This is a genomic window from Paraburkholderia sp. EB58 (genome assembly GCF_050436665.1).
Classification (GTDB): Bacteria; Pseudomonadota; Gammaproteobacteria; order Burkholderiales; family Burkholderiaceae; genus Paraburkholderia.
This window is the reverse complement of the sequence record NZ_JBNDMQ010000043.1, coordinates 47,788-68,188: the sequence shown is the minus strand read 5'-3', so window position 1 is coordinate 68,188 and position 20,401 is coordinate 47,788. Positions and strand designations below refer to the sequence as shown.

Sequence of the window (20,401 nt, the reverse complement as noted above, 5' to 3'; positions counted from 1 at the left end):
GCGAATGCGGATCTCTTCAAGCGTTGCATGTGAAAGCTGTCGGCCGTCGTCTTCCCGCATTGCGCCTCTCCCCAAGCTCCTTAAAGCTTAGAACACAGCGTCAATCTATGTTCGCTTATTTATGCACTGGTTAGTAAGTACGGCAAATCACTTCCAGTCCGCTTAGGTCGCCGAGACCGGCAAGGCGTCGCGCCTTCCGGGCGAACGCCGCGCATTGCGGTTCGTGAATAGCAATGTTTTCCGCCCAGTCGATCAGATCCGAGATCGCGCCAAACCCGATCAGCTGCTGCGCCTCGCTTAGAGCCTGCACCGATGGCCGGACTAGCGGCTGATCACCGTCCTGCGGCGTGTTCGATACCGCGACGACAGGCACGTTCGCCGTGTCCGCAACATACGGTTGCCCCACCGCGGCTTCCTCCACGGGCCGGGCCGCAAGAGATACGCGAACCGTGGTGCCGGCACCGGGCGCGCTTTCGATCGCCAACGTGCCATTCATGTGCGAGATCCATTGTTTGACGATGGCCAGTCCGAGGCCGACGCCGGGCTGGTGTCGCGCCGTGTCGAGCCGCAGGAACGGTTCGAAGATGCGCTCATGATCTGCTTGCGCGATGCCACAGCCGGTGTCGCTGACCGCGAACATCAGGATGACGGAACGAATTTGCGCGAGGTCCGGACGGCATTCGACTGATAGTTCGATGATGCCGTTTTGCGTGAACTTGGCGGCATTGTCGATCAGATTGTCTAGCACCTGCAGAATGCGCTTGCTGTCCAGATCCAGGATGGGCGGCAGTTCGCTGCGAATCTCCAGAATAAAACGGTTACCCCGTTTGCTGGCGAGCGTGGTGGCGTCATGTGCGATCGAATCGAGCAGCGCATGGATGTAGGTGGGCTCGGGTCTCAGTACATTGGGGTTGGCGCCACCCGCATAGTCGATCAGATCGTTCACCATCGCGAGCATATGGTTGGCGCTGCGGCGAATGATGCGGCCACGGTCGGCGTCTTCGCCGCCTGCGGCCTGCACAAGATCAGCAAAGCCGATGATCGAAGTCAGGGGGGTACGCAAATCGTGGCTGACTCGCGCGAGAAAATCGGCTTTCGCCCGGTTCGCTTCATCGGCCGCAATTAGCGCCGCTTGCAATGCATGGGTCCGTTCGCCGACGGCCTGCTCGAGGCGGTCCTGTTCGCGTGCGCGAGCCTCGAGCATTTCCCCTTGCGCCTGCTGCTGGGCCCGCTGTACCTGGCGCGAACGTCCGCCGATGATCAGGAGCGTCATTAGTACGATAGGAAGATTATCCCAGGCTGCGCTTGAGCCGGTCAGCCATTTCTCGGATAACGCGCCGTGGGCGACGGCGAAGCGCAAAAAGAATGTCGCGCAACCGGGCGCGAACGACAGCAGGAGCAAACGCGCATTGGCGAAGCCGCGGCGCCAGCCGTCGAGCATCGAGACAACCCACACCGTGTTGCACACAAAGACTGCGACGATCGAGACGCTCGAACTCGTTCGGTAGTCGCCGAACGCGTTCCACACGCAGCAGATGCACATCACTCCGATCAGCGCGCGATAGATCCACTTCCAGTACGCGATGCGCCCGATTCCCGAGAAGGCCATCACCGTCGCAGCGAACACGGCCGTCGTCGCGCTGCCGCTGATACTTGGCACCCGCAGGACCAGTGCACCGCCTTCGGGCACGACATAACGGTACAGGTAGCCCTGGAATGCCAACTCATAGACCATCTCGACGCAGATACTGAGTGCGAGCAGCAGGAACACGCGGTCGCGCAGAACGGAGCCCAAAATCAGCGCATAGAGGGCGATCGTCAGCATCGAGCCGGCCAGCAGCATTTCGATCATCGAAGCCCGTTGCTCGGCTTCGCTAAATCCGGCGGGTGTCCACACGCTGACGTTGATTCCGACCGCGGAGCGGCTCTCGATTCTCAGCATGAAACGAATTCGCTGACCAGGCGAAAGTGTGACCGGAAAAGTCGACAGCGCGGCTCTGACGGAACGACTGTCGATAGGCATGCGGTTGCCTGCGAGCCACGTCTCGCTCGCTACAGGCGCGTCGGTGTCGAGGCGATAGTAGCGGATATCCTCCAGCCGCAGAGCGCCAACCGAGAGCCACCGCGTCACCGGCGTCGTGCCGCCGTTATACAGCGTCCCTTTTAGCCATAGCGCGGCACATGTATGGCCCTGGTTGAGCGTCTGTGGCGTAGCCGTTTGCCAACCGCGGCTGGTAAGCGCAGCGGCTAGGTCGAGTTGCGCGCTCCTGTCCTCTAGAAGCGACAGTCGCGATATGAGCCGCAAGCGCGAAGAGACCGCGGAGAGGTCCACGCCTGGTTCGGGCGAAGCGGCCGTGCACGGGCCGCTGCACGGAAAAAGCAGGAACAGGACGAGCAATGCAAGCGCCCGAAGCACCATGCATCTTCGCGAGTCGAGCGCCACCGGATGTTCCAGCGCCCTGCCACCTGCGTTCATGCACTCATTTCCGGGGTTCGCCGGAGGTGGCGTGGAGACTGGCCGAACCGCTCGCGAAAAGCGGTCGAAAAGTTGGCGCCGCTTCCGTAGCCGAGCGCTTTGGCGATGGATTGCACGTCGAGCGACGTTTCAGACAGAAGCCTGCGCGCTTCCTTCATGCGTTCTTCGCGTAGGAAATCGAACACGGTCACACCGACGCACCGTTTGAATGCAAGGTTCAGCCGGCGCGAATTGGTGCCGACGGCCTGGGCCAGCGCGGCGAGTTCCGGTGTGTCGTCGAGGTGTGCCAGCAAGAGCTTGCGTGCGGCGCGAACCAGCACGGTGTCGAGTGTATTTGACGTGCCGTTCGGATGCGCGTCCGGCAGTACGGTATCGCTGTTGGCTTCCGGACCTGATTTCAAATGAATGGAGAGCCGCAGACGCACCTCTTCGAAATCGAAGGGCTTGGTGACGTAATCGATAGCGCCCGCCGTCAAACCTTCCACCCGTTCGTGCGGCAACGCGGCAGCCGTCAGGAAGATCAGCGGGATCGCGCGGGTTGCCGGATCGGCCTTGATCCGGCGGCACGCGACGAGACCGTCGCAAACCGGCATCGCGATGTCCATCAGGATCAGTTCCGGCAGGACGGTTTGTGCCTTGCGATAGCCGTCGTGGCCGTCGTCGGCGACATATACGCGGCAACCTTGCTGCCCGAGAAAATCCAGCAACAACATGCGGTCTTCGTGATTGTCGTCGACGATCAGCACGCGCAGCCCGCGCAATTGCCGGGTATAGGGAACCGTGGAGCCGATGTTCATCATAACCCGCATTCTTATGGTTTTACCTTCCTCGCGCGACCCCCGCACGAATGGATTTCTTTACGGGGAAAGGTTTTGTCCATTTGCGACAAGGTTTCATCTGTTTGATCGGCGAGAAAGACACATTAACGCGCAGGCGGGGCAAGGCACCTGCCCGTAACCGGGAGAATGCGCATGCAAGCATCCCAGGATGCTATGCATGTGTCTGGAAAGACAAGATGCAAACGATTGCAAAATATTTTTCCTTCTGGCAAATGCTTGATGCATTTTGGCAAAGGTCGAGCCTCGTCCGTATGAACCCCGTCAGGTAACTTGTCTAACGTATAGGGTGCAATTCATGTCGTTCGACCCGGCGCTCCCGGCCCGGTCGTGCGATATCGGGGGATTCGCAGCCTGATTTTCATGGAGACCACGCACCAACGCGATTAGGGAGCAGTTGCGGCCTGTGCAGCATGCAGGCCGTACTGGTTGCGCGAATTAAGGCCGTGGAAAGTTTTATTGGTTAATAGCTCACCATACATGGCATATAAGTTACGTAGGGTTTACTCGCTTGTGTTCGTTGTTTTAAATGCAGCAGCAAGCGTGCAAGTGGCTCACGCGCAGAGCGCAACTACAGAGACAGCAAACGTAGCCATGGCCGCGTCTAGTCCCGCCGGCCTGGAGCCAGAGAATGCATCGGCCCCCGGCGGCAACGTTGCGACTCTGACTGCGTTGAATGCACAAGGCAAGCTGACTGAACTGCGATCGTCGTCGGCGACGGACTATCAGGCGCAATTGCTGTTTTACGGCGAAGGCCTGACGTATTACGTGGCGTTGTTGCAGCAGAACAATTATTGGCTCGTGGTCGACACGCCCAGTGCGAAACGCGCTGAAGCCATCTACGCGGAATTCGTGCAGCGTACGCTGCGGCTGTCGCAGGGGAATCAGCAGCGCGTCGAACTCGAGGCGCGTGCCGCGAGCATCGAGCGGGAACTGGCGCAAACCCAGGCGCATCAGGCGCAACTGCAGGCGGATTCCGACATCGATCGAGCTCAGAGCGAACGCTCGGTAGCGCTGCAGACCGACACCGCGAGGCAGGTCACGACGCTTCAGCAGGAGGAGACCAGCGCGCAGGCGGCACTCGTCAGCGCGCAGCGCAAGGTGCAGGTGATGCAGGTCGAGAACGCCAGTCTTTTGGGGGCGCATACCGCCGATTCGACAAGGAAGCGTCTGCGGCACATCAGGGCGGTGCAGGGTAAGGCAAAGTCTTCCCATTTGAAGAAGACGTAAACCGATGCAGGAGGTGCAGGGGATGCTGCGGCAATGGCGGGCCACATTTGCCGGCGGTGTTCTGGTTGTGTTGTCGATAGCCCACTCCCTGAGTGCGCGAGGCAGCGACCTGGAGCGCCATAACGAACTCGTCAAGACGTTCGTTATAGAGGGCGGGGCGTACCCGCTGGTTGCCGATTGCGCGGCGCACGCCGATTTTGTGATGCGGACCTTGCCGGCTTTTGGCGGGGTGCAGTTTCCGGCCAACGCGTTCGACTCTGCACACTCGTCTGTCATACCGTCGTGGAACGAGCGATTTGACCGGTCGAAGCAGCAGGTCAAGGTGGACACGATCGTGAGCGTCGTCGGGCTGGCTATACGCAACTCCAGAACCGCGACACCGCAGGCACTGAAGTTCCGCTGCGGTTACGAAGACGGGGGCGGCGACGGGATGTTCATGCTGGCCTTTAGCTGGAGCAAGTCGCCGCTACCGCCTGATTGGCGCAAGCCGCAGGACGACGGCATGGATCAGCCGGAAAATGACGCAGGTGCGGCCAGTGACGTCATTGTGGAGCCGCTTCACAGATAAGACGCGGCATGGACGCGCGGCATACATAACGAAGGGCAGCTCGCCGAGAGCCGGATGCAGAGACTGCCCGATACAAATGTTTCAACGGGGAAAAAATGAAACAATTGTTAAACCTGGCACGCGATATCGCCTTCCTGAAGGTGGTGCCATGACCATAAGCCGAGTTCAGTTGGCACTCCTCCTGAAAGAGCAGGCTCTTTTCGCTCTGGCTAGCGACGACGTGATAAAAAGAGCTAGCGAAGCCGCTCGTATCTTGGAGTTTGCGGCTGGCGACTACATCTGTTTTCAGGGTGACACGCTATCGCCGCTTGTCCTCGTCATATCAGGACAATTACGGACCTTCATCCTCTCTGAAGACGGGAGGGAAGTACCGGTACGCGTAATCAATTCCGGGCAATCGGGTGGCGAGGCGTCGATTCTTCAGGATTCGTCGCTTCAAGCGAATATGGTGGCCGTCAGGAAGAGCACAGTGGTGCTTTTTAGCCGACCCTATGCCCGGCAACTGCTCAATGAGCCGGACATTGCACGTGCGTTGAACAACGCGATGGCGACCCTGCTGATCCATCTCGTCAAACGTCACGCCGTGCAGGGTCTATCGCGCGCCGACGCACGGATCTCGGCGGTTATTGAGTCGGCGATCGAAGACTCGGAAATAGACGAATCGCCGCTGATCGAACTCCCGGACCAGTCGGCTATTGCCGCTATGGCGAAAGTCAGCCGTGAAACCGTCTCGCGCGTGCTGAAATCACTCGAGCACCGCGGCACCATCGCAAAAGAGGGCCGGCGGATCCGCATCCTCGACCGCAACACGCTGCGGACGCTGGCCGCTCGATGACGCGCGGCGTACGCCGTCTGGCGTACAGCCTCGCGAGGGTCGAGAGTATGCTGCCTCGGCAGGCGTGGGCCTGTCCGGATTCTCATGGGTCACTGTGGTGCCAGCGCGGCGGCCGCAGGCGCGGATAGCGCATTCATCGCGATGGATACGCGCGCGCTCGGCGCGTTGTTGGGATCCACGGCATGTTCCAGCCAGTTGGGAAACACCACCAGCATGCCCGCACGCGGGGCGACGCGGGCGAGCTGGTTGGCATTGGCGCCCTTACCGGTAAACGGCGAGAGTTGTACGCCGGGTCGCGGATCGCGTAAAACCAGGTCCCCTGACCCTTCTGGCGTGCTCAGATAGAAGCAGCCGGACAACAGTACGTTCTGGTGCAGATGATACAGGTTATAGCCACCGGAATCGTGAATGTTGGCCCAGGCCTCCACGCGGAAACTGAAGTTTGCCTTCGGGTCGGTTTGCAGGAAGGCATGACTGAAGGCTCGCTGGGACGTCGCACGCAACGCCGCAAACAGCGGATCGTCAAAAATTTTCTTGTCGCTATTCCAGCCACCGCGATTGGAGCGTCCGGCAGGGCTGGGCGACTGCTCGCGCAGGCGTGCCAGCGCCGTGCGCCATGCTGGAAAATGTGGCGCCAACTCCACCAGATCGAAGATCCACAGGCGTGTCGGGAACAGGTCGGTATGCTGAACGGAAACATTCATGGGTGTGAACGGCATCTTGCCAGTGAGCGTTAATCGGGCCGGTCAATGGGACGGTGGTGGCGGCAGCGCGTTCCTGAGCGCGTCGGCATAAGCTGCACGGGCGGTTGACGCGATGGCGAGCAGCGATCGCAATCGCTGGATCTCGGCGTCGGCGGTGTGAACGTTTGCAAGCTGCTGCCGGACGGTATCGTTCAAGGCATCCACCTCGTAAGGTACGCCGTCAATCGTGATTCGGGCCATCTGGACTTCCTGACTCAAGGGACTCAAGGTCGATTAAAAAACCCCGCCCCCTCGTGAGGGGCGGGGTTGGTTCAGCGATTACAGCCAGTGACAGCCTAGCGATACGTTATGCCGGGTGCCCAACCGTCAACTGCAGCTGGTGGCCGCTGAACGAGCCGATCGCGCCGATGTTCACCTGACCCGTCAGTTCAACCACGACGTCGCCTGCGCCGAGGCCGGTGTGGGCGGCTGCCGCGTTCGAGCTGTTGATCGCTTCCACGACGTACGTGTTGCCGCCGTACTGGAAGTAGTCCACCAGCCCGGTGCCTGCGTTTTGCACCAGTACGCCGTTGACCACCGACGTGTTGGCAGCGCCGTGCTGGCTGTCCAGAACCGCCGCTTGCGTCGCAGCGATATCCAGCGCGTTGGCCAGCGACGTGGCCGAGGCGACGTTCACTTGCGAACCGGCAGCCCAGCCGCCCGCGAATGCCTCGTTCAGCAGAGCATGGCCAGTTGTTGCTGAGACGTTATTGAACGTGATATCGAGCGTGCCGTTTGAATCTGGCAGGTTGGCACCGTTGAGGTTGATGACGGTCAGCGCATACTGGCCTGAGGAGCCCGTACCCGTCACGTCGCCTGTCACGATGACGTTGGCGGAACCGTAAAGACCAGTGGTGGCCGAGCCGATGTTCACGGTCGAATTGCTACCTACCCACAAGGTGTCGTTACCGCCTGACGCCAGGTTGATGGTATCGCCGTTGCCGAGCGAGGATGCCAGCGTTTCGTCCACGGCCGAGCCGCCGATGTAGTTGGTACCTGCGTCGACACTGATGACGTTGCCATTCCCCGTCGCCAGAACCCCGCTGGTGCCACTGGACCACTCGTGCGTCAGCGTAATGGTGTCGCCATTCCCAGTCGCCGAGACGTATACGTCGCTGGAGATCGAGTGCGTGGCATCGCCGACCGTGATGGTGTCGCCGGTGCCGTTGGCAGAGATTATGTCTCCACCCAGCGCGCCCTTGATCGTCAGGCCGTTTTGGTTTGCCGACAGGTAAAGGCCGCCAGTCAGGCTGCTCGCATCGAACGTGGTCAGCGCCGTATCCGAGATGCCGCCAATCGCGATGTTGGTAGTGCCGTCGACCGTGATGTTCGTCACGGTGTTCGTCGCATCCACCAGCGTCCCAATGATCTGCTGGAATTGGCCTAGGGAGCCGAAGCTCTGGCCTTCGCCGACCGCATTCGCATGGATCACCAGCGCGTTGTCGCCCGTCACCGTCAACGTATCCAGCGTTGTGCCGCCCTCGTTGCCCGTGAAGCTCAGCGTCAGGCTGTTGGATCCCGATGCGCCGAGCTGCGTCGTCGTCACCTGGCCCAGATCGCCCGTGGCGCTGATATCCAGCTGCGCCGAGGCCGCGAGGTTGTTGAACGCTGTCGACGTCGTGCCCGCCGTCTGGCCTGCGTCACTGACGAGAGCCGCGTGCGAAAAGCCGGTTTCATCGTAGACCGCGGCGCCGCTCACCGTGCCGCTATCGGATGAGTTCGCGATCTGATTCGTCACGTCCGTCGCCACGATCGTGTTCGCTGCGGCAGTCGAGCCGAAGCCTTGCACGCCCGTCACGCCGATCAGTTCGGTGATCGAGTCGAGATTGCCGCCGCCGCCGGTCGCCAGCGTCGCCCCAGCGTCATCCGTCACGACATAGGTGTTGCCACCTGCCGAGAACGTTGCCACCTGGCTTTCGCCACTGTTGACAATGATTTCAGCCGCGCTGATCAGCTGAGTGACCGTGAAGTCCGATAGCAGGTGACCACCCGTTCCGCTAAACGTGATCACGCCGTTGGACACGGTGTAGTCCAGGTTGGCGAGAACCGTTTTCAACGTACCGGTCGGATCGAGGACTGCTACGGCTGCGTTAAAGTCGCCCAGACTCGATACATGAGTCGCCGCCGCGACGTTGGCCAGTACCGTCTTCTGCTCACCAAACGTCAACTCATCGCTCGTGCTGGCGTTCGCCGTGATCTGGAAGCCGGTGATGCCGCCCGCCGTCCCGTTGAAGGTCGACACAGCGCCGTCGTTCACGACGATGGTATCGACCACGTTCGTGGAGGCGCTTAGATTCACGGTTTCGCTACCGACGCCGTAAATGCCGTTGCCGTAAGGACCGCCGGTGTATGAACCCTCTACCCAGCTCCCGCCTTGCCCGATCGTGATCACGCCGCCGCCGGATCCGGTTGTGATCGAATCGACTGCTTGGGATCCCAACTGAGCCGCCGCGTCGCCATTGGCTGTCGTAGGTGCTTCGCCGATCCCGACGTTCAACGGGTAGGTAGATGACACGCTGCTGGTGAAGCCGATACCCGCTGTGTCGGCGGTCAAGGTAATCGTGTAGCTGCCGTTATGCGCGGCCCCAAGTGCGGCCGTGACACCATCCATTGTGCCGATTTGTCCCACCAGATCCGCCGCAATAGTCTCTGCCGATTCATTGAGGGTGGTGGCCTCGGTAAAGGTTTGGCCGTCGATCGTTATTGAGACGGAGTTTAGGTAGAGCCCGCGGGCGATGGTCACCGTGTCCACCTGCGCGACATCGAGCGAAGCGGGAACCTCCACCCCGTGGGCCGTCAGCACGCCGGCACCGCCGATGATCGTCGCGCCGCTTGCGGCGAGCGCCACACCGGTCAGGTTGACTGCGCCGGTCGACCCCGAAGCATTGATGGTCGTGACTTCGCTGCCGCCTACCGTCGATGTCTGGGTGTTACTACCGGAGTTGTCATCCAGTGTCACCGAGACGGACCGGTCGCCCGTGATCGTGATGGTCTGCGCGGCCGAATCGCCGATCGTCAGCTGGTTCGTACCCGCTGCGGCAAAGCCTTCGCTGTCGATGTCGATGTTATCGAGACCCGAGGCCACGACGGTTGCCCTGACCGGTGCCGACCAGGTCGTCGACGAGTCATCAGTGCCAAGCGTCAGCGACAGTGCCGTGGTGGCCGAAAAGGTGCCCTCCCCCTCCACATAGCTAACCGTACCGAAATGCGAGCCCGTAATGTCGAGTCCTGTTCCGGCGACGACGTCCGCGAAGGTCACGTCACCGCTACCATGACCAACCACGAGGCTCGTGAAGCCTGCCACGTCGAACGTGCCCGAGCCGTCCCTGCCGACCTCCAGGGTCTGGAATCCTGCGATGTTCGCGAGCGACCCTTCACCCTCGTAGTTGACCACCAGGGTGTTGTTGCCGGAGCCGCCAATGATGCTTTCGGTACCGGTTGGGGCGTCATCCAGCGTTACCGTGTCGTTGCCGCTGCCGCCGAGGAAACTCGTCGTGTTCGGATCGAGCGTGACGCTCACTGCGCCCGACGAGGCGCTCGCGTTGATCGAGGTGAGGCTGCTGTCGTCCGAAAGGTTGCCGAGAGACAGTGCGCCGCTACCCGTTGCTACGATGGTCGTCACAGCGGAGATCGACGACTCGCCGCCGTTCAGCGAGACCGCCGCATCATTGTCGAACGTCAACGAGGTTGCGTCGGCCGCGTTCAACACAAAGTCACTGGCGGCGGTGCCCGTCGTGGTGATCGTGATGCTGGTCGCGGTTTCGTCCGTGATGCTCGTGCCCCAGGCGTCGTTGCCCAGCGTCAGCGACAATGCGTGTGTCGGCGTTTCCGTTACGGTGACGTCCGTTGCGCTACCGCGGGCGCTGTCGGTGACCGTCAGGCTGCTCAGCGCATCGCTGGTGATATTCGCGTCGCCGCTTACGCCATCGAGCGAAACCGTCGCGAGCGTGCTCGTGCCGATTGCTTGGCCAATGTTCGCGCCACCCGTCGCCGCCGTCGTCTCGACGTCGGTAACCGAAACAGAACTGCCGCCCGTGATCGACACCGACTGCGCGCCGTCCGTGTTGACCGTCACGTTGCCGGTTCCGTACACGTTCGACGAACCGGCCGCCGAGGTACCGGCGACGGATTCGTCGACGATCGTTACGTTGCCCGACGCAAAGTCGGCGGCATTGGCGAGACCCGTGCCGTCGGTATTCAGGATGTCTGCCGGATTGACGGCGCCGACGGTAATGTCCCCGCTGGTGGCCGTGGTTGTGATCGAGACGGTCGTGCCGCCTTCCACATGGAAGCTGTCCGCATTGGAGCCGACGAACGTATCGTTAATCGATACTGCGCCGGTGACCGCGGTGGCCGTCGTGCCGACCCGCACATCGCCGCCGGTCGTGTTCACCGTGACGTTCACGCCGCCCGCGACGTTCACGTTCGAGCGATGCTTGTATTCGCCCCAGCCGCCGGTTTCGATGGCCGATTCCGTCACCGACACGTTGCCCGTCGGATTGGTCGATATCGTGCCGGTGCCGATCTGGACTGAGCCGCCGGCAGAACTGACAGTCACGTCCGTGCCACCATCAACCACGACTCTGCCAGCCGAGGTGTCCGTCACATCCACCGTGCCGGTCGGCTCCGAGCCCGCGATACCTGAGTAGGTGCCGACCTTGACGCTACCCACATTGGTCGTCACGCTGACGTCGGTGCCGCCAATGACGTTAACACCGCCGGAATAGCTGTCAGTAACGGGACCTGTGTCAGTCACGGTGACTGTGCCGGTCGGCGCCGTCACGTACGGGTCTCCCTCGTTGTAGTCGTACGAGCCGACCTGGACATAGCCGCCAGCGGCGTTGACCGTGACGTTCGTGCCGCCATAGACGACCACGTTGCCGAGATCGCTGGTGTCCGTGACCTTGACTACGCCGGTCGGGTTCTGCCCGGCAAGAGCGCCCGTATCCGTGGCGTTGGGGGCATTGTCGCCGATGGTCACATCACCCGCATTGGTCGTTACCGTTACGTTGGCGCCGCCGAGGATCGAGACATCGGACTCGAAGCTCGACAGGTTCTCTGCCTCATACGCCGTTGCTTGATTGACGTTTACGACCACATTGCCGGTCGGTGCGAACACCTGCCCATTGTCTGCGAAAGCGCCGATCACGACAGCAGCGCCCTCGTTTCCGTACGCGCCGACGCTGTTGACCGTCACGTCCGTGCCGCCGTAGACGGTAACGACCCCGTAATCGCTCGTGTCCGTCACGCTAACGGTGCCGGTCGGGTTCTGCCCTGCAATTGCCACCTCGCTCGAGCCATTCAGATCGTCACCGCCAATGGTCACATTGCCCGCATTGGTCGTCACTGACACGTTGGCGCCGCCCAGGATCGATACATCGGACTCGTAGCCCGTTGTGATTCCTGTCGCGGTGTCGTATTGATACGCCGTGGCTTCGTTGACGCTCACGGTCACATTGCCGGTCGGTGCGTAGACCTGCTCATTGGGGCCGATCGCGCCGATAGTGACGTCAGCGCTGCTTCCGAGGCCGCTGCCGACCGTATTGACGGTCACGTCTGTGCCGCCGAACACCTCGACGCTCGTGCTGATACCGGTGGAATTCACCGTGACGGCGCCGGTCGGTTCCGGGGACGACGTGAGGACGACGGGCGCGCCCACGACGATGTTTCCGTAGGGGCCCGAGTCATTGACATTGACGGTCGTGCCGCCAAACACCGACACGTCGGCACCGATGCCGGTTTCGGTGACCGTGACCGCACCCGTCGGGTCCACGTTAGCGACGCTCACGCTGCCGATCTGTACGCCGTCGCTGCCATTCGACGTGACATCGACGCTGCTTCCGCCAAAAACAACTACTTCTCCGGCCGAGCTCTGGTGAGTCACGTTAACTGCGGTAGTGCCCGCTGCCTGGACGAAGTCCACGCCGCTCCCTGCTGAGGTCACCGTCACGTTCAGCACACCTGCAATGCCGGAAGTATTAAATGCTGTGCCTGTGTCGTCGTCGTAGTCGGTGCCCGCGTTACCCTGCGTCTGCAGTACGATGTTCTGGATGTTGCTGATCTTCGCGCCGAGCGGGATGACGTCGTTGCCTTCCGCGTAATCATCGTTTAGCGTCAGCGTATTGTTCGTGCTGCCGTTGGTGCCGGCGATCACGTCGTTGTAGTTCAGTGTCGGGCCTACGCCGTCCACCGCGTACGGGGTGAGCGAACCGACGATGTTCGAACCGGTGATATTGTCCGCGCCAGCAGTCAGGTAAACGGCGGGTCCGATGTCAATGTTGGCCAGCGTCGCCGGCAGGCTAGCGATGGCTGACGCTTCCGAATTCGTATCCACGACGCCCGCGACGGCGGCCCGCGCGGTGTTCGCGGCGACCGTCCCCACGTAACCGACCTGCGCCGCAGTCGACTGGCCCACCGCATCGGTGAACGCATCCGCATAAGCCAGCTTCGCGGCCAGCTCCGTCGCATCCGAGCCCTGTGCGCCGTTGTAAATGTTCAACGCCACCGAGGCGAGCGTGAACGTCCCGTTGTTGATGCCGTTGACGTAATAGTTCAGTCCGGCGACATCCGCCTGGCGGCCAAACAGTGTTTCGTAGATCGCGTTGACCTGCGCCGCCACACTCGAACCGCCATACAGCGCGGTCGACTCGGCGGAATTGCCGAACGCATTGATGATTGCGCTCATGTTGCCATTCGCCGCGTTCAGCTGGGCTGCCCAGTAGGCCAGACCCGCAGGGTCCGCCGGACGGCCGTAGTAGGCCAGGTACGCTTCTTGAACCTGTTCGTAATATTGTGATGCAGCCATTTAAATCCTCTCTAGTAGAGTCTGGTCGTTGACCAACACACGTGTGTGATGCGGCGGAGCCTCATGCGGTGATCGTGACGTGGTTCATCGGGCATTGAGCCGCGCCGGTAGCCGTGCACTCACAACGCACATGGGATTCTCATTGGGTGTTTGTGCTCGTTGTGTGACGGCGCGCACAAAATCGCAAATAGTCGTCCGTACGGTGAGCAGGGAGGGGTGGCAGCACCGCAGCGAAGAAGGGTGGCAGTCCGAAATGAATCCGGTCGCGCAGAGCATAGCTGGCCAGGCGAACATGATTTGTGACCGTCGTCACATCGGCGCTGCGATTGCACGTCTATGCTGTGGCCTCGCCGCGTTGCCCAGGGTGTCCGCCGGCTGCCCGGCAGACGGCATAAATCCCTGCATGCGCTCAGCTAACGTTCCGTTCGATCCCCGTCTCGATCACTTGCGTGCCGGCGCGGCGCTGCTGGTTTTTCTCTACCATACCTTTAACGTGTTTTACGGGCATTGGCACGCCTATCCGAACGCCTTTCTGGCGGGCTGGCTGGTAGAAGGGCACAGCGGCGTCGGGTTGTTTTTCGTGCTGTCCGGCTATCTGTTCATGAATATCGCTATCGCGGCGCCAGGCATTCAGTGGTGCGGCTTCATGCGAAACAGGCTGCTCCGGATCTTCCCTTTATTCGTCGTGATGTTCGTCGTTGCGACATCGGTTGGGCGGGATGCGTTTCGGCCAGGCGACTTCCTTTATTTGCTGTTCTCGAATCTGGGTGAAGCGCCAACCTCGAATTCATTCATCACGGGCGGCGCGTGGACCATCTCGATCGAGTTTTCGTTCTATATGGTGTTCCCGTTCCTTGGCCGCTTTGCGATCCAGTACGGGATCGGCTGGCTGGTGCGGTTGATCGGGTTGTGGCTGCTGCTGCGGTGTGGCGCGTATTTCGTCACCGCGCAGTCCACCCATATGTATTACTCGACGCTCCTCGGGCGCTTCGATCAGTTCCTGATCGGCATGGCGTGCGCGATGTTCGTGCAACGTACGCCGGTGCTGCGCGAGCGGCGCCTGCCGGGCGTCTGGAGCATCGTCGCGCTGGCGCTCGCAGTGACGATGCTGGACCTGCTCGCGCGCCACGCCAGCTATCAGCTACCGCAACCGAAACAGCCGGTATGGGCGGTATGGGGTGTGCTGGAGGCGTTGATGTGGGGCGGCGTGATCGTAGCGTATTCGAGCTGGCGCGGGGCGTTACCCAGGTGGATCAGCGCACGGCTCAGCGCAGCCGGCGAGGTCAGCTACTCGTTCTATCTGCTGCACGGACTCGTGCTGTTTCTGTTCGCCCATTTCACGGAGCCCTTTTTCGCAAGGCTGGATTGGCACGTCGGCCTCGCTGCCGCTACGCTGGTTCTGTTGCCGCTCAGTCTTGCAGTTGCCCGGCTGAGTTACGTGACGATCGAGCGTCCCTGGCTGTTGATGCGTGGGCGATATCACTAGACGTGCTGATCTATTCACGGAACGTGCAGGAATGTGCGCCTCCGCACAACTCGCTTCGCCTGGCTCGGATAGATTACGTTGAAATGCCGCAGCGGTGGCGATGCCTTCAGGATCCGCCGCGTGCGCCCCCCAGTTCACCGCGAAAATCCTATGGCAGCCGGGTCCAACGTAAAGAGAAAGTCCGCACGCAGCAAGAAAGACAGCCCGAAGCTCTGGATCGCGGAGTGGGTATTCGAGCAGGCGTCGATGCCCGGCTATGTGAGCTTTTCTTTCATCGTAACGCAGGAAGCGGGCGGCGGCGCGGCGTCTCCGACCCCCCGGCGTTTCCTGTTGCGATGCGAACGGGCGTCCGAACTGATCAAGGAGCTGCAGACAGTGGTAGAAGACTCCGCGGCCATCCAGTGTCTCGAGGAACAGGCTGCTCGGGGGAACGCGGCATTCGCCGCGCAGCCGGGTTTGAAGCTTGTCCGCTCCGGCGTCGACGATACCGAGTTCTCACCGAATCACTTCGACCTGGGAGCCTACGGGCTCGTTGGCAACTAACAAGAACCACGGCAACCGAGGCAACGCTTCGCCCAAGGCGAGGCGTTGCCTCGTGCGGTTTGCCACGGCTCTTCGGGCGCTTCGTTCAGCGTGAGTCGCTTGCTGCAGTGACTGCCTGCGCCATTGGCGTCGCCGCGCCCGACGGCACGAACCACTGCGCCATTCCGTAAAGATCCTGCGCGGTCAGGATTCCCGCCGCATGCTGGAGTTGAAGACTCGCCAGCAGATATTGATAACGCGCCCGCGCCAGATCGCGTTTCGACTCGTATAGCTGCTGTTCGGCGGTCAGGACATCCAGATTGGTGCGCATGCCGGCCTGAACGCTCTTGTGCGTCGCGGTGATCAACTGCGTCGCCGAGTCGACGGCGCTCTGCAAGGCGTCGATTCTGGTCAGACCGTTTACGCAGAGGTTGTATTGCTTGCGTACGTCGAGCAGCACGGTGTTGGTCTTGTCCTGCAGGTCGAATTGTGAGCGTTGATAGTTTGCGCGTGCCTGCGCGGAGCTTGCGCTGACGAGGCCGCCTGAGTAGAGTGGAATCGTGATCTCGATGCCGATCGACTTGGTCAGATAGCGCTGCCCGATGGCGTCGAGCGTATCCGACTGGTTCTTGCCGAAATTGGCGACGAGGTCCACGTGCGGTAAAAAGCCCGCGTGCGCGATTTCGAGCTGCTGCCGCGCGGCTTCGACCGATTGCCGTTGCGCCGTCAGTTCCGCGTTGTTGTCGAGGGCAATGTCGCGCCATTGTTCAAAGCTGGCCGGCGACGGCATGGTGGGCTGGTAGCTGTCGCTTAGCCGGTCGAGTCCGCCGACGTCGAGGGAGGCCGGCAAGCCCGTGATCGCTTCCAGCGCGTGCGCGGCATTGTCGAGGTTGCCTTGCGCGTCGGCGACGTCCGCCTCGGCGAGCTCCGCCTTGGCCCGGGTTTCGAGGATGTCGGTGCGGGTTCCCTGGCCGTTCTTGAACATCGACTCGTTGCTGGCGAGCTGTTCGTCGAGCGCCTTTTTCTGGGAGGAAGCGAGCGCGAGCTGGTCGAGTGCAAAGACCGTGTCCGTGTAGGCGCCCAACACACGCACCAGCAAGTCCTCGCTGTGGTCGATAAAGGTCGCGTCGCTGGCGAGCGCCGTAGCCTTGCCGTAGCGGTAACGGGCGAGGTCTTCGTAGTTGAGCAGCGGCTGACGCAACGACACGCCGGCCGAATACGCATGGTATGCCTGAGGTTCCGGTGGATACGCTGTGCCCAGATAGGTCGTGGTGGTCCAGTCCTTGTAGTCCGCGTAGTTGGCCGACAGGTTCGGCAACAAATACGACCGGCCAATGCCGAGGTTTGCGTCGCCGGCCTCTTTCTCCTTCAGGGCGCCGGCGTACACGGGGTCGTGACCGAGTGCAGCTTCATACGCGTCGGCGAGGCCCAACGCCTGCGCTGAGCCGGCCGGCCCGAATGTCAGGCCGACCCCGATCGATACCGCCACGGAAATTGCGCGGAGACGGTTGCCCGTGCCCACCGACGAACGAATGCCGTGGCGGGACGACGCGCCCCGCGAGGGTGTTGCCATTACTGCTTGCACGTCATTCCTCCGTCAGTGCCGTATGCGCCCGGTCGAAGACCGGCTTCAGGAGGTAGCTCAGCATCGAGCGTTGCCCCGCATTGACGAACACCTCGACAGGCATGCCCGGCTTGACGCTCAGATGCTCCAGCAGTTTCATACCGTGGGGCGTGACCTTGGCTCGCACCCGGTAGTAGGGCGCGCCCGTGTGTTCGTCGGTCAGCCGGTCTGCCGAGATGAAGGTCAGCGTGCCGGGAATTCTCGGCGTGCTGTTCTGGTTGAAGGCGGTGAACATCATGTCGACCGGCATTCCTTCCTTCACCCGGTCGACCAGATTGACGGGCAGTTGCCCTTCGATTTCGAGCGGTTCCCCGCTCGGTACGACTTCCATCAATTTAGCGCCCGCCGCCACGACGCCGCCATCCGTAAACACGTTGACGCCGACCACCGTACCGTCGACAGGCGAGCGAACCTCGCTGTTGGAAAGCGTAAATTCGCTCTCGCTCAGGCGGTTTCGCAGTTCGTCGGTATCGCGCTGCACGTCGGTGAGATCGGTCCGCACCTCCTTCATGTAATCTTCCTGCTGCTGCGCGAGGTGCAGGCGCGCTTCGGCGATCTGGCTCATCAGCTGTCCGGTTTCGCCGACCTGCGTGGAGATCTGGCCGTCCAGTTCCGCGCTCTCGCGTTCAAGATCCTGCAATTTCGTGCGCGGCATGTAACCTTCGCTTGCGAGTTGCCGTGCGCCAGTCAACTGGTCATTCAGCGCCACTTGTTCGGCCAGTTTGGATTCGCGAGACGCCTTCACGCCGCCCAGTTGCGCACTGTATCCGGCGATCGTCTCGCGCAGCGCGCCTAGTGCGGCCTGCAACGCGAGGCGCCGCGAGCTCAGCAATTGCTCCTGCAAATGCATGTCGTCCTCGACCTGCTGGTTGTGCGCGGCGGCGCTGGCGACGAGTTCCGGCGCGAACGTGATGGACTTCGCGTCGGTGGCCTCGGCGATGAGGCGCGCCTTCACGGTCAGTTCGGTCAGATATTGCGCGCGGATTTCCGCTGCCTGCGCACGCGCCTGCACGTCGTTCATCCTGACGAGCACCTGGCCGGCCTTAACGGTGTCGCCATCCTGTACCAGGATGTCCTGAATGATGCCGCCGGTGGGATGCTGGATCTGTTTGCTATTGCCGGTGACGATCACCGTGCCCTGCACGGGGACGCCCTTGCTGAGTGGCGCCAGGGTGGCCCAGAGCAGCGAGCCCAACACGCCCACCACGACGATGGTCCAGCCGACCTTCACATAGCGCGATTCGTCGGTATTGAGGGCAGGGGGTAGCGCCGCACCGAGGACTTCGATCGCGGGCAGCGCCGCCTTCTTGCTTGCGAAATTGAACATGGAAACTCTGCGTGTCAGGCTGGGACTTCTGCGGTCCCGGCGTTGGAAGCTTGATGACCGGCGGGCTGTGCCGGACTGGCGGCGGGCGCATTCTGGAGGGCGGCCAGCACGTGTGGCGTCGGTCCGAACAGCCTGAGGTGGCCTTCGACCAGCAGCATCAGCTTGGTGGTCGCCGCGATGATGCTGGTCCGGTGGGTAATCAGCACCACGGTCCGGCCGGCCGTGCGCAGGCTTTCGATCGCGAGCTTCAGCGCGGCCTCGCCAATCTCGTCGAGGTTGGAATTGGGTTCGTCGAGCACGATCAGCGCGGGGTCGCCGTACAGTGCGCGGGCGAGTCCGATGCGCTGCTTCTGGCCGCCGGAGAGCCCAGCGCCGCGGTCGCCCACCAGCGTGTCGTATCCCTGCGGCAAACGCAGGATCATGTCGTGGACCCCGGCCAGCCTGGCGGCTTCGATGACCTTGGCCGAATCGATCTGGCCGAAGCGCGCTATGTTCTCCGCGATCGAGCCGCCGAACAGTTCGATGTCTTGCGGCAGGTAGCCGATGTGAGGGCCAAGCTGGTCCTTGTCCCATTGATAGATGTCGGCGCCGTCGAGGCGCACGTTACCGACGACGGCCGGCCAAACACCGACCATCAGGCGAGCGAGCGTCGACTTGCCGGACGCGCTCGGGCCGATCACGCCGACCACGTCGCCAGCCTCGATGGTCATCGTGATGCCGTGCAGCACCGGCAGACGGCTGCCGGGCGGGGCCGCGCTCACGGTTTCGAGTGTCAACTGGCCGCTCGGCGCCGGCAGGCTCATGCCGATCCGGCGTTCCGGATTGCCTTCGAGCAGTTCGACAAGCCGCTCATAGGCGCTCTTTGCACTACTCCATTGCCGCCACACCGAAATCACCATTTCGAGGGGGCTCAGCGCGCGGCCCATCAGGATCGAGCCGGCGATCATCATGCCCGGCGAGAGCTTGCCGTCGATGGCGAGCAGGGCGCCCACCCCGAGGACGAGAGACTGGAGCGCCAGCCGGACGAATTTGGTGACGTTGCCCACCAGCGCCGCCTTTTCGCTTGCTTCGGCCTGGCGAGCCAGAAAGCCGGAGTTGAGCACTTTCCAACGCGACATCAGGTCCGGCAGCATGCCCATCGCTTCGATCACTTCCGCGTTGCGCAAGTTGCTGGTCGCAAGCGTGGTCGAGCGGATCGACAGCATGGTTGCTTCCGCAAGCGGGCGGCGCGAGACACGCTCGTTGACGATCGCGAGCACGACGAGCAGCGCGGAACCGACTGCGGCGAACAGGCCGAGCCAGACATTGAACAGGCAGATGACGATCAGGTAGATGGGGAACCACGGCGCGTCGAAGAACGCGAACAGCGCATTGCCGGTCACGAACTGGCGAATCGTGGTCAGGTCGTTCAGCGACTGACCGGCGTTGACGCCCCGTTGTTTGAGGTTCGTTTCGAACGCTGCGGTGTAGACGCGCTCGTTCAGGTGCATGTCGAGCTTCGCGCCAATGCGGATGACGATAAAGCTGCGCACATATTCGAGCGCGCTGGTTATCGCGTACATGCCGAGCATGATCAGCGAAAGCATCGCGAGCGTGACGCCATTGCGGCTCGGCAGGACGCGATCGTAGACCTGCAGCATGTAAAGAGAGGGCACGAGCATCAACAGGTTGATGAGCATGCTGAACACACCAATCGTGCGGAAAACGCGCCGGTAGCCCAATAGCGCCTGAACGATTTCGTTCGACGGTAATTCGCTTTTCTTGTCCATCTTTCCAATATCCGAGCCGCGCGGTGCTGCTCGCGGCCGCCCCTAAGCTGGTCTGCGCTCTGATTTTTGTAGCCGGCTCGACACAGCCGACCCCGTGACGACGGCGCCATTCTGATTGATTAACACTCGCGAAAATGTGACGGCGGTCACACTGATCGGACTAAACAGAACGGATACTTG

13 protein-coding genes are annotated in these 20,401 nt (G+C 61.8%); 5 read left to right on the top strand and 8 right to left on the bottom strand.

Annotated elements, in window-relative coordinates:
* Nucleotides 1-130: 130 nt before the first annotated feature.
* Together P3T40_RS38520 and P3T40_RS38515 are read right to left on the bottom strand one after the other, a co-directional pair.
* Nucleotides 131-2,476 (bottom strand): sensor histidine kinase, encoded by a 2,346-nt coding sequence (locus P3T40_RS38520; protein ID WP_429272941.1) that lies wholly within the window; start codon nt 2,474-2,476, stop codon nt 131-133.
* Nucleotides 2,473-3,273, bottom strand: coding sequence for a response regulator transcription factor (locus tag P3T40_RS38515; RefSeq protein WP_429272940.1), 801 nt, complete (start codon nt 3,271-3,273; stop codon nt 2,473-2,475). The genes P3T40_RS38520 and P3T40_RS38515 overlap by 4 nt, the downstream gene beginning before the upstream one ends.
* A 633-nt stretch (nt 3,274-3,906) precedes the next feature.
* Between P3T40_RS38515 and P3T40_RS38510 the strand changes: the two genes are divergently transcribed.
* The 3 genes from P3T40_RS38510 (at nt 3,907) to P3T40_RS38500 (ending at nt 5,945) form a co-directional block, all read left to right on the top strand.
* Nucleotides 3,907-4,542, top strand: coding sequence for a DUF2968 domain-containing protein (locus P3T40_RS38510; protein WP_429272939.1), 636 nt, complete (start codon nt 3,907-3,909; stop codon nt 4,540-4,542).
* 4 nt (nt 4,543-4,546) lie between these two features.
* Complete coding sequence (locus tag P3T40_RS38505) at nt 4,547-5,110, top strand: BspC domain-containing protein (RefSeq protein WP_429272938.1); 564 nt, start codon at nt 4,547-4,549, stop codon at nt 5,108-5,110.
* A gap of 169 nt (nt 5,111-5,279) precedes the next feature.
* Entirely contained in the window at nt 5,280-5,945 is a 666-nt protein-coding gene (locus P3T40_RS38500) for a Crp/Fnr family transcriptional regulator (protein ID WP_429272937.1), read from the top strand.
* A gap of 89 nt (nt 5,946-6,034) precedes the next feature.
* Here the strand turns inward: P3T40_RS38500 and P3T40_RS38495 are convergent, their stop codons facing one another.
* From P3T40_RS38495 to P3T40_RS38485, 3 genes are all read right to left on the bottom strand, one after another.
* Nucleotides 6,035-6,649: a TIGR02466 family protein gene (locus P3T40_RS38495; RefSeq protein WP_429272936.1), complete on the bottom strand. Its 615-nt coding sequence runs from the start codon at nt 6,647-6,649 to the stop codon at nt 6,035-6,037.
* A 42-nt stretch (nt 6,650-6,691) separates the two neighbouring features.
* Complete coding sequence (locus P3T40_RS38490; RefSeq protein WP_429272935.1) at nt 6,692-6,889, bottom strand: DUF6447 family protein; 198 nt, start codon at nt 6,887-6,889, stop codon at nt 6,692-6,694.
* A gap of 106 nt (nt 6,890-6,995) precedes the next feature.
* Entirely contained in the window at nt 6,996-13,493 is a 6,498-nt protein-coding gene (locus P3T40_RS38485; RefSeq protein ID WP_429272934.1) for a DUF4214 domain-containing protein, read from the bottom strand.
* Between the two features lie 403 nt (nt 13,494-13,896).
* Here P3T40_RS38485 and P3T40_RS38480 point away from each other — a divergent pair, with 403 nt between their 5' ends.
* Together P3T40_RS38480 and P3T40_RS38475 are read left to right on the top strand one after the other, a co-directional pair.
* Nucleotides 13,897-14,979, top strand: coding sequence for an acyltransferase family protein (locus tag P3T40_RS38480; RefSeq protein WP_429272933.1), 1,083 nt, complete (start codon nt 13,897-13,899; stop codon nt 14,977-14,979).
* Nucleotides 14,980-15,129: 150 nt separating this feature from the next.
* A complete protein-coding gene (locus P3T40_RS38475) occupies nt 15,130-15,522 on the top strand; it encodes a hypothetical protein (protein ID WP_429272932.1) in 393 nt (130 codons plus the stop codon).
* Between the two features lie 85 nt (nt 15,523-15,607).
* On the opposite strand, the gene P3T40_RS38470 is transcribed toward P3T40_RS38475, so the two are convergent.
* The 3 genes from P3T40_RS38470 to P3T40_RS38460 are packed head-to-tail and all read right to left on the bottom strand — an operon-like array spanning nt 15,608 to nt 20,221.
* The gene (locus tag P3T40_RS38470; RefSeq protein WP_429272931.1) at nt 15,608-17,074 is read right to left on the bottom strand and encodes a TolC family outer membrane protein; all 1,467 of its coding nucleotides are present in this window, start codon (nt 17,072-17,074) and stop codon (nt 15,608-15,610) included.
* Between the two features lie 13 nt (nt 17,075-17,087).
* Nucleotides 17,088-18,452: an HlyD family type I secretion periplasmic adaptor subunit gene (locus P3T40_RS38465; RefSeq protein WP_429272930.1), complete on the bottom strand. Its 1,365-nt coding sequence runs from the start codon at nt 18,450-18,452 to the stop codon at nt 17,088-17,090.
* Nucleotides 18,453-18,466: 14 nt separating this feature from the next.
* On the bottom strand, nt 18,467-20,221 hold the full coding sequence (locus P3T40_RS38460; protein ID WP_429272929.1) for a type I secretion system permease/ATPase: 1,755 nt from the start codon (nt 20,219-20,221) through the stop codon (nt 18,467-18,469).
* Nucleotides 20,222-20,401 lie beyond the last annotated feature (180 nt).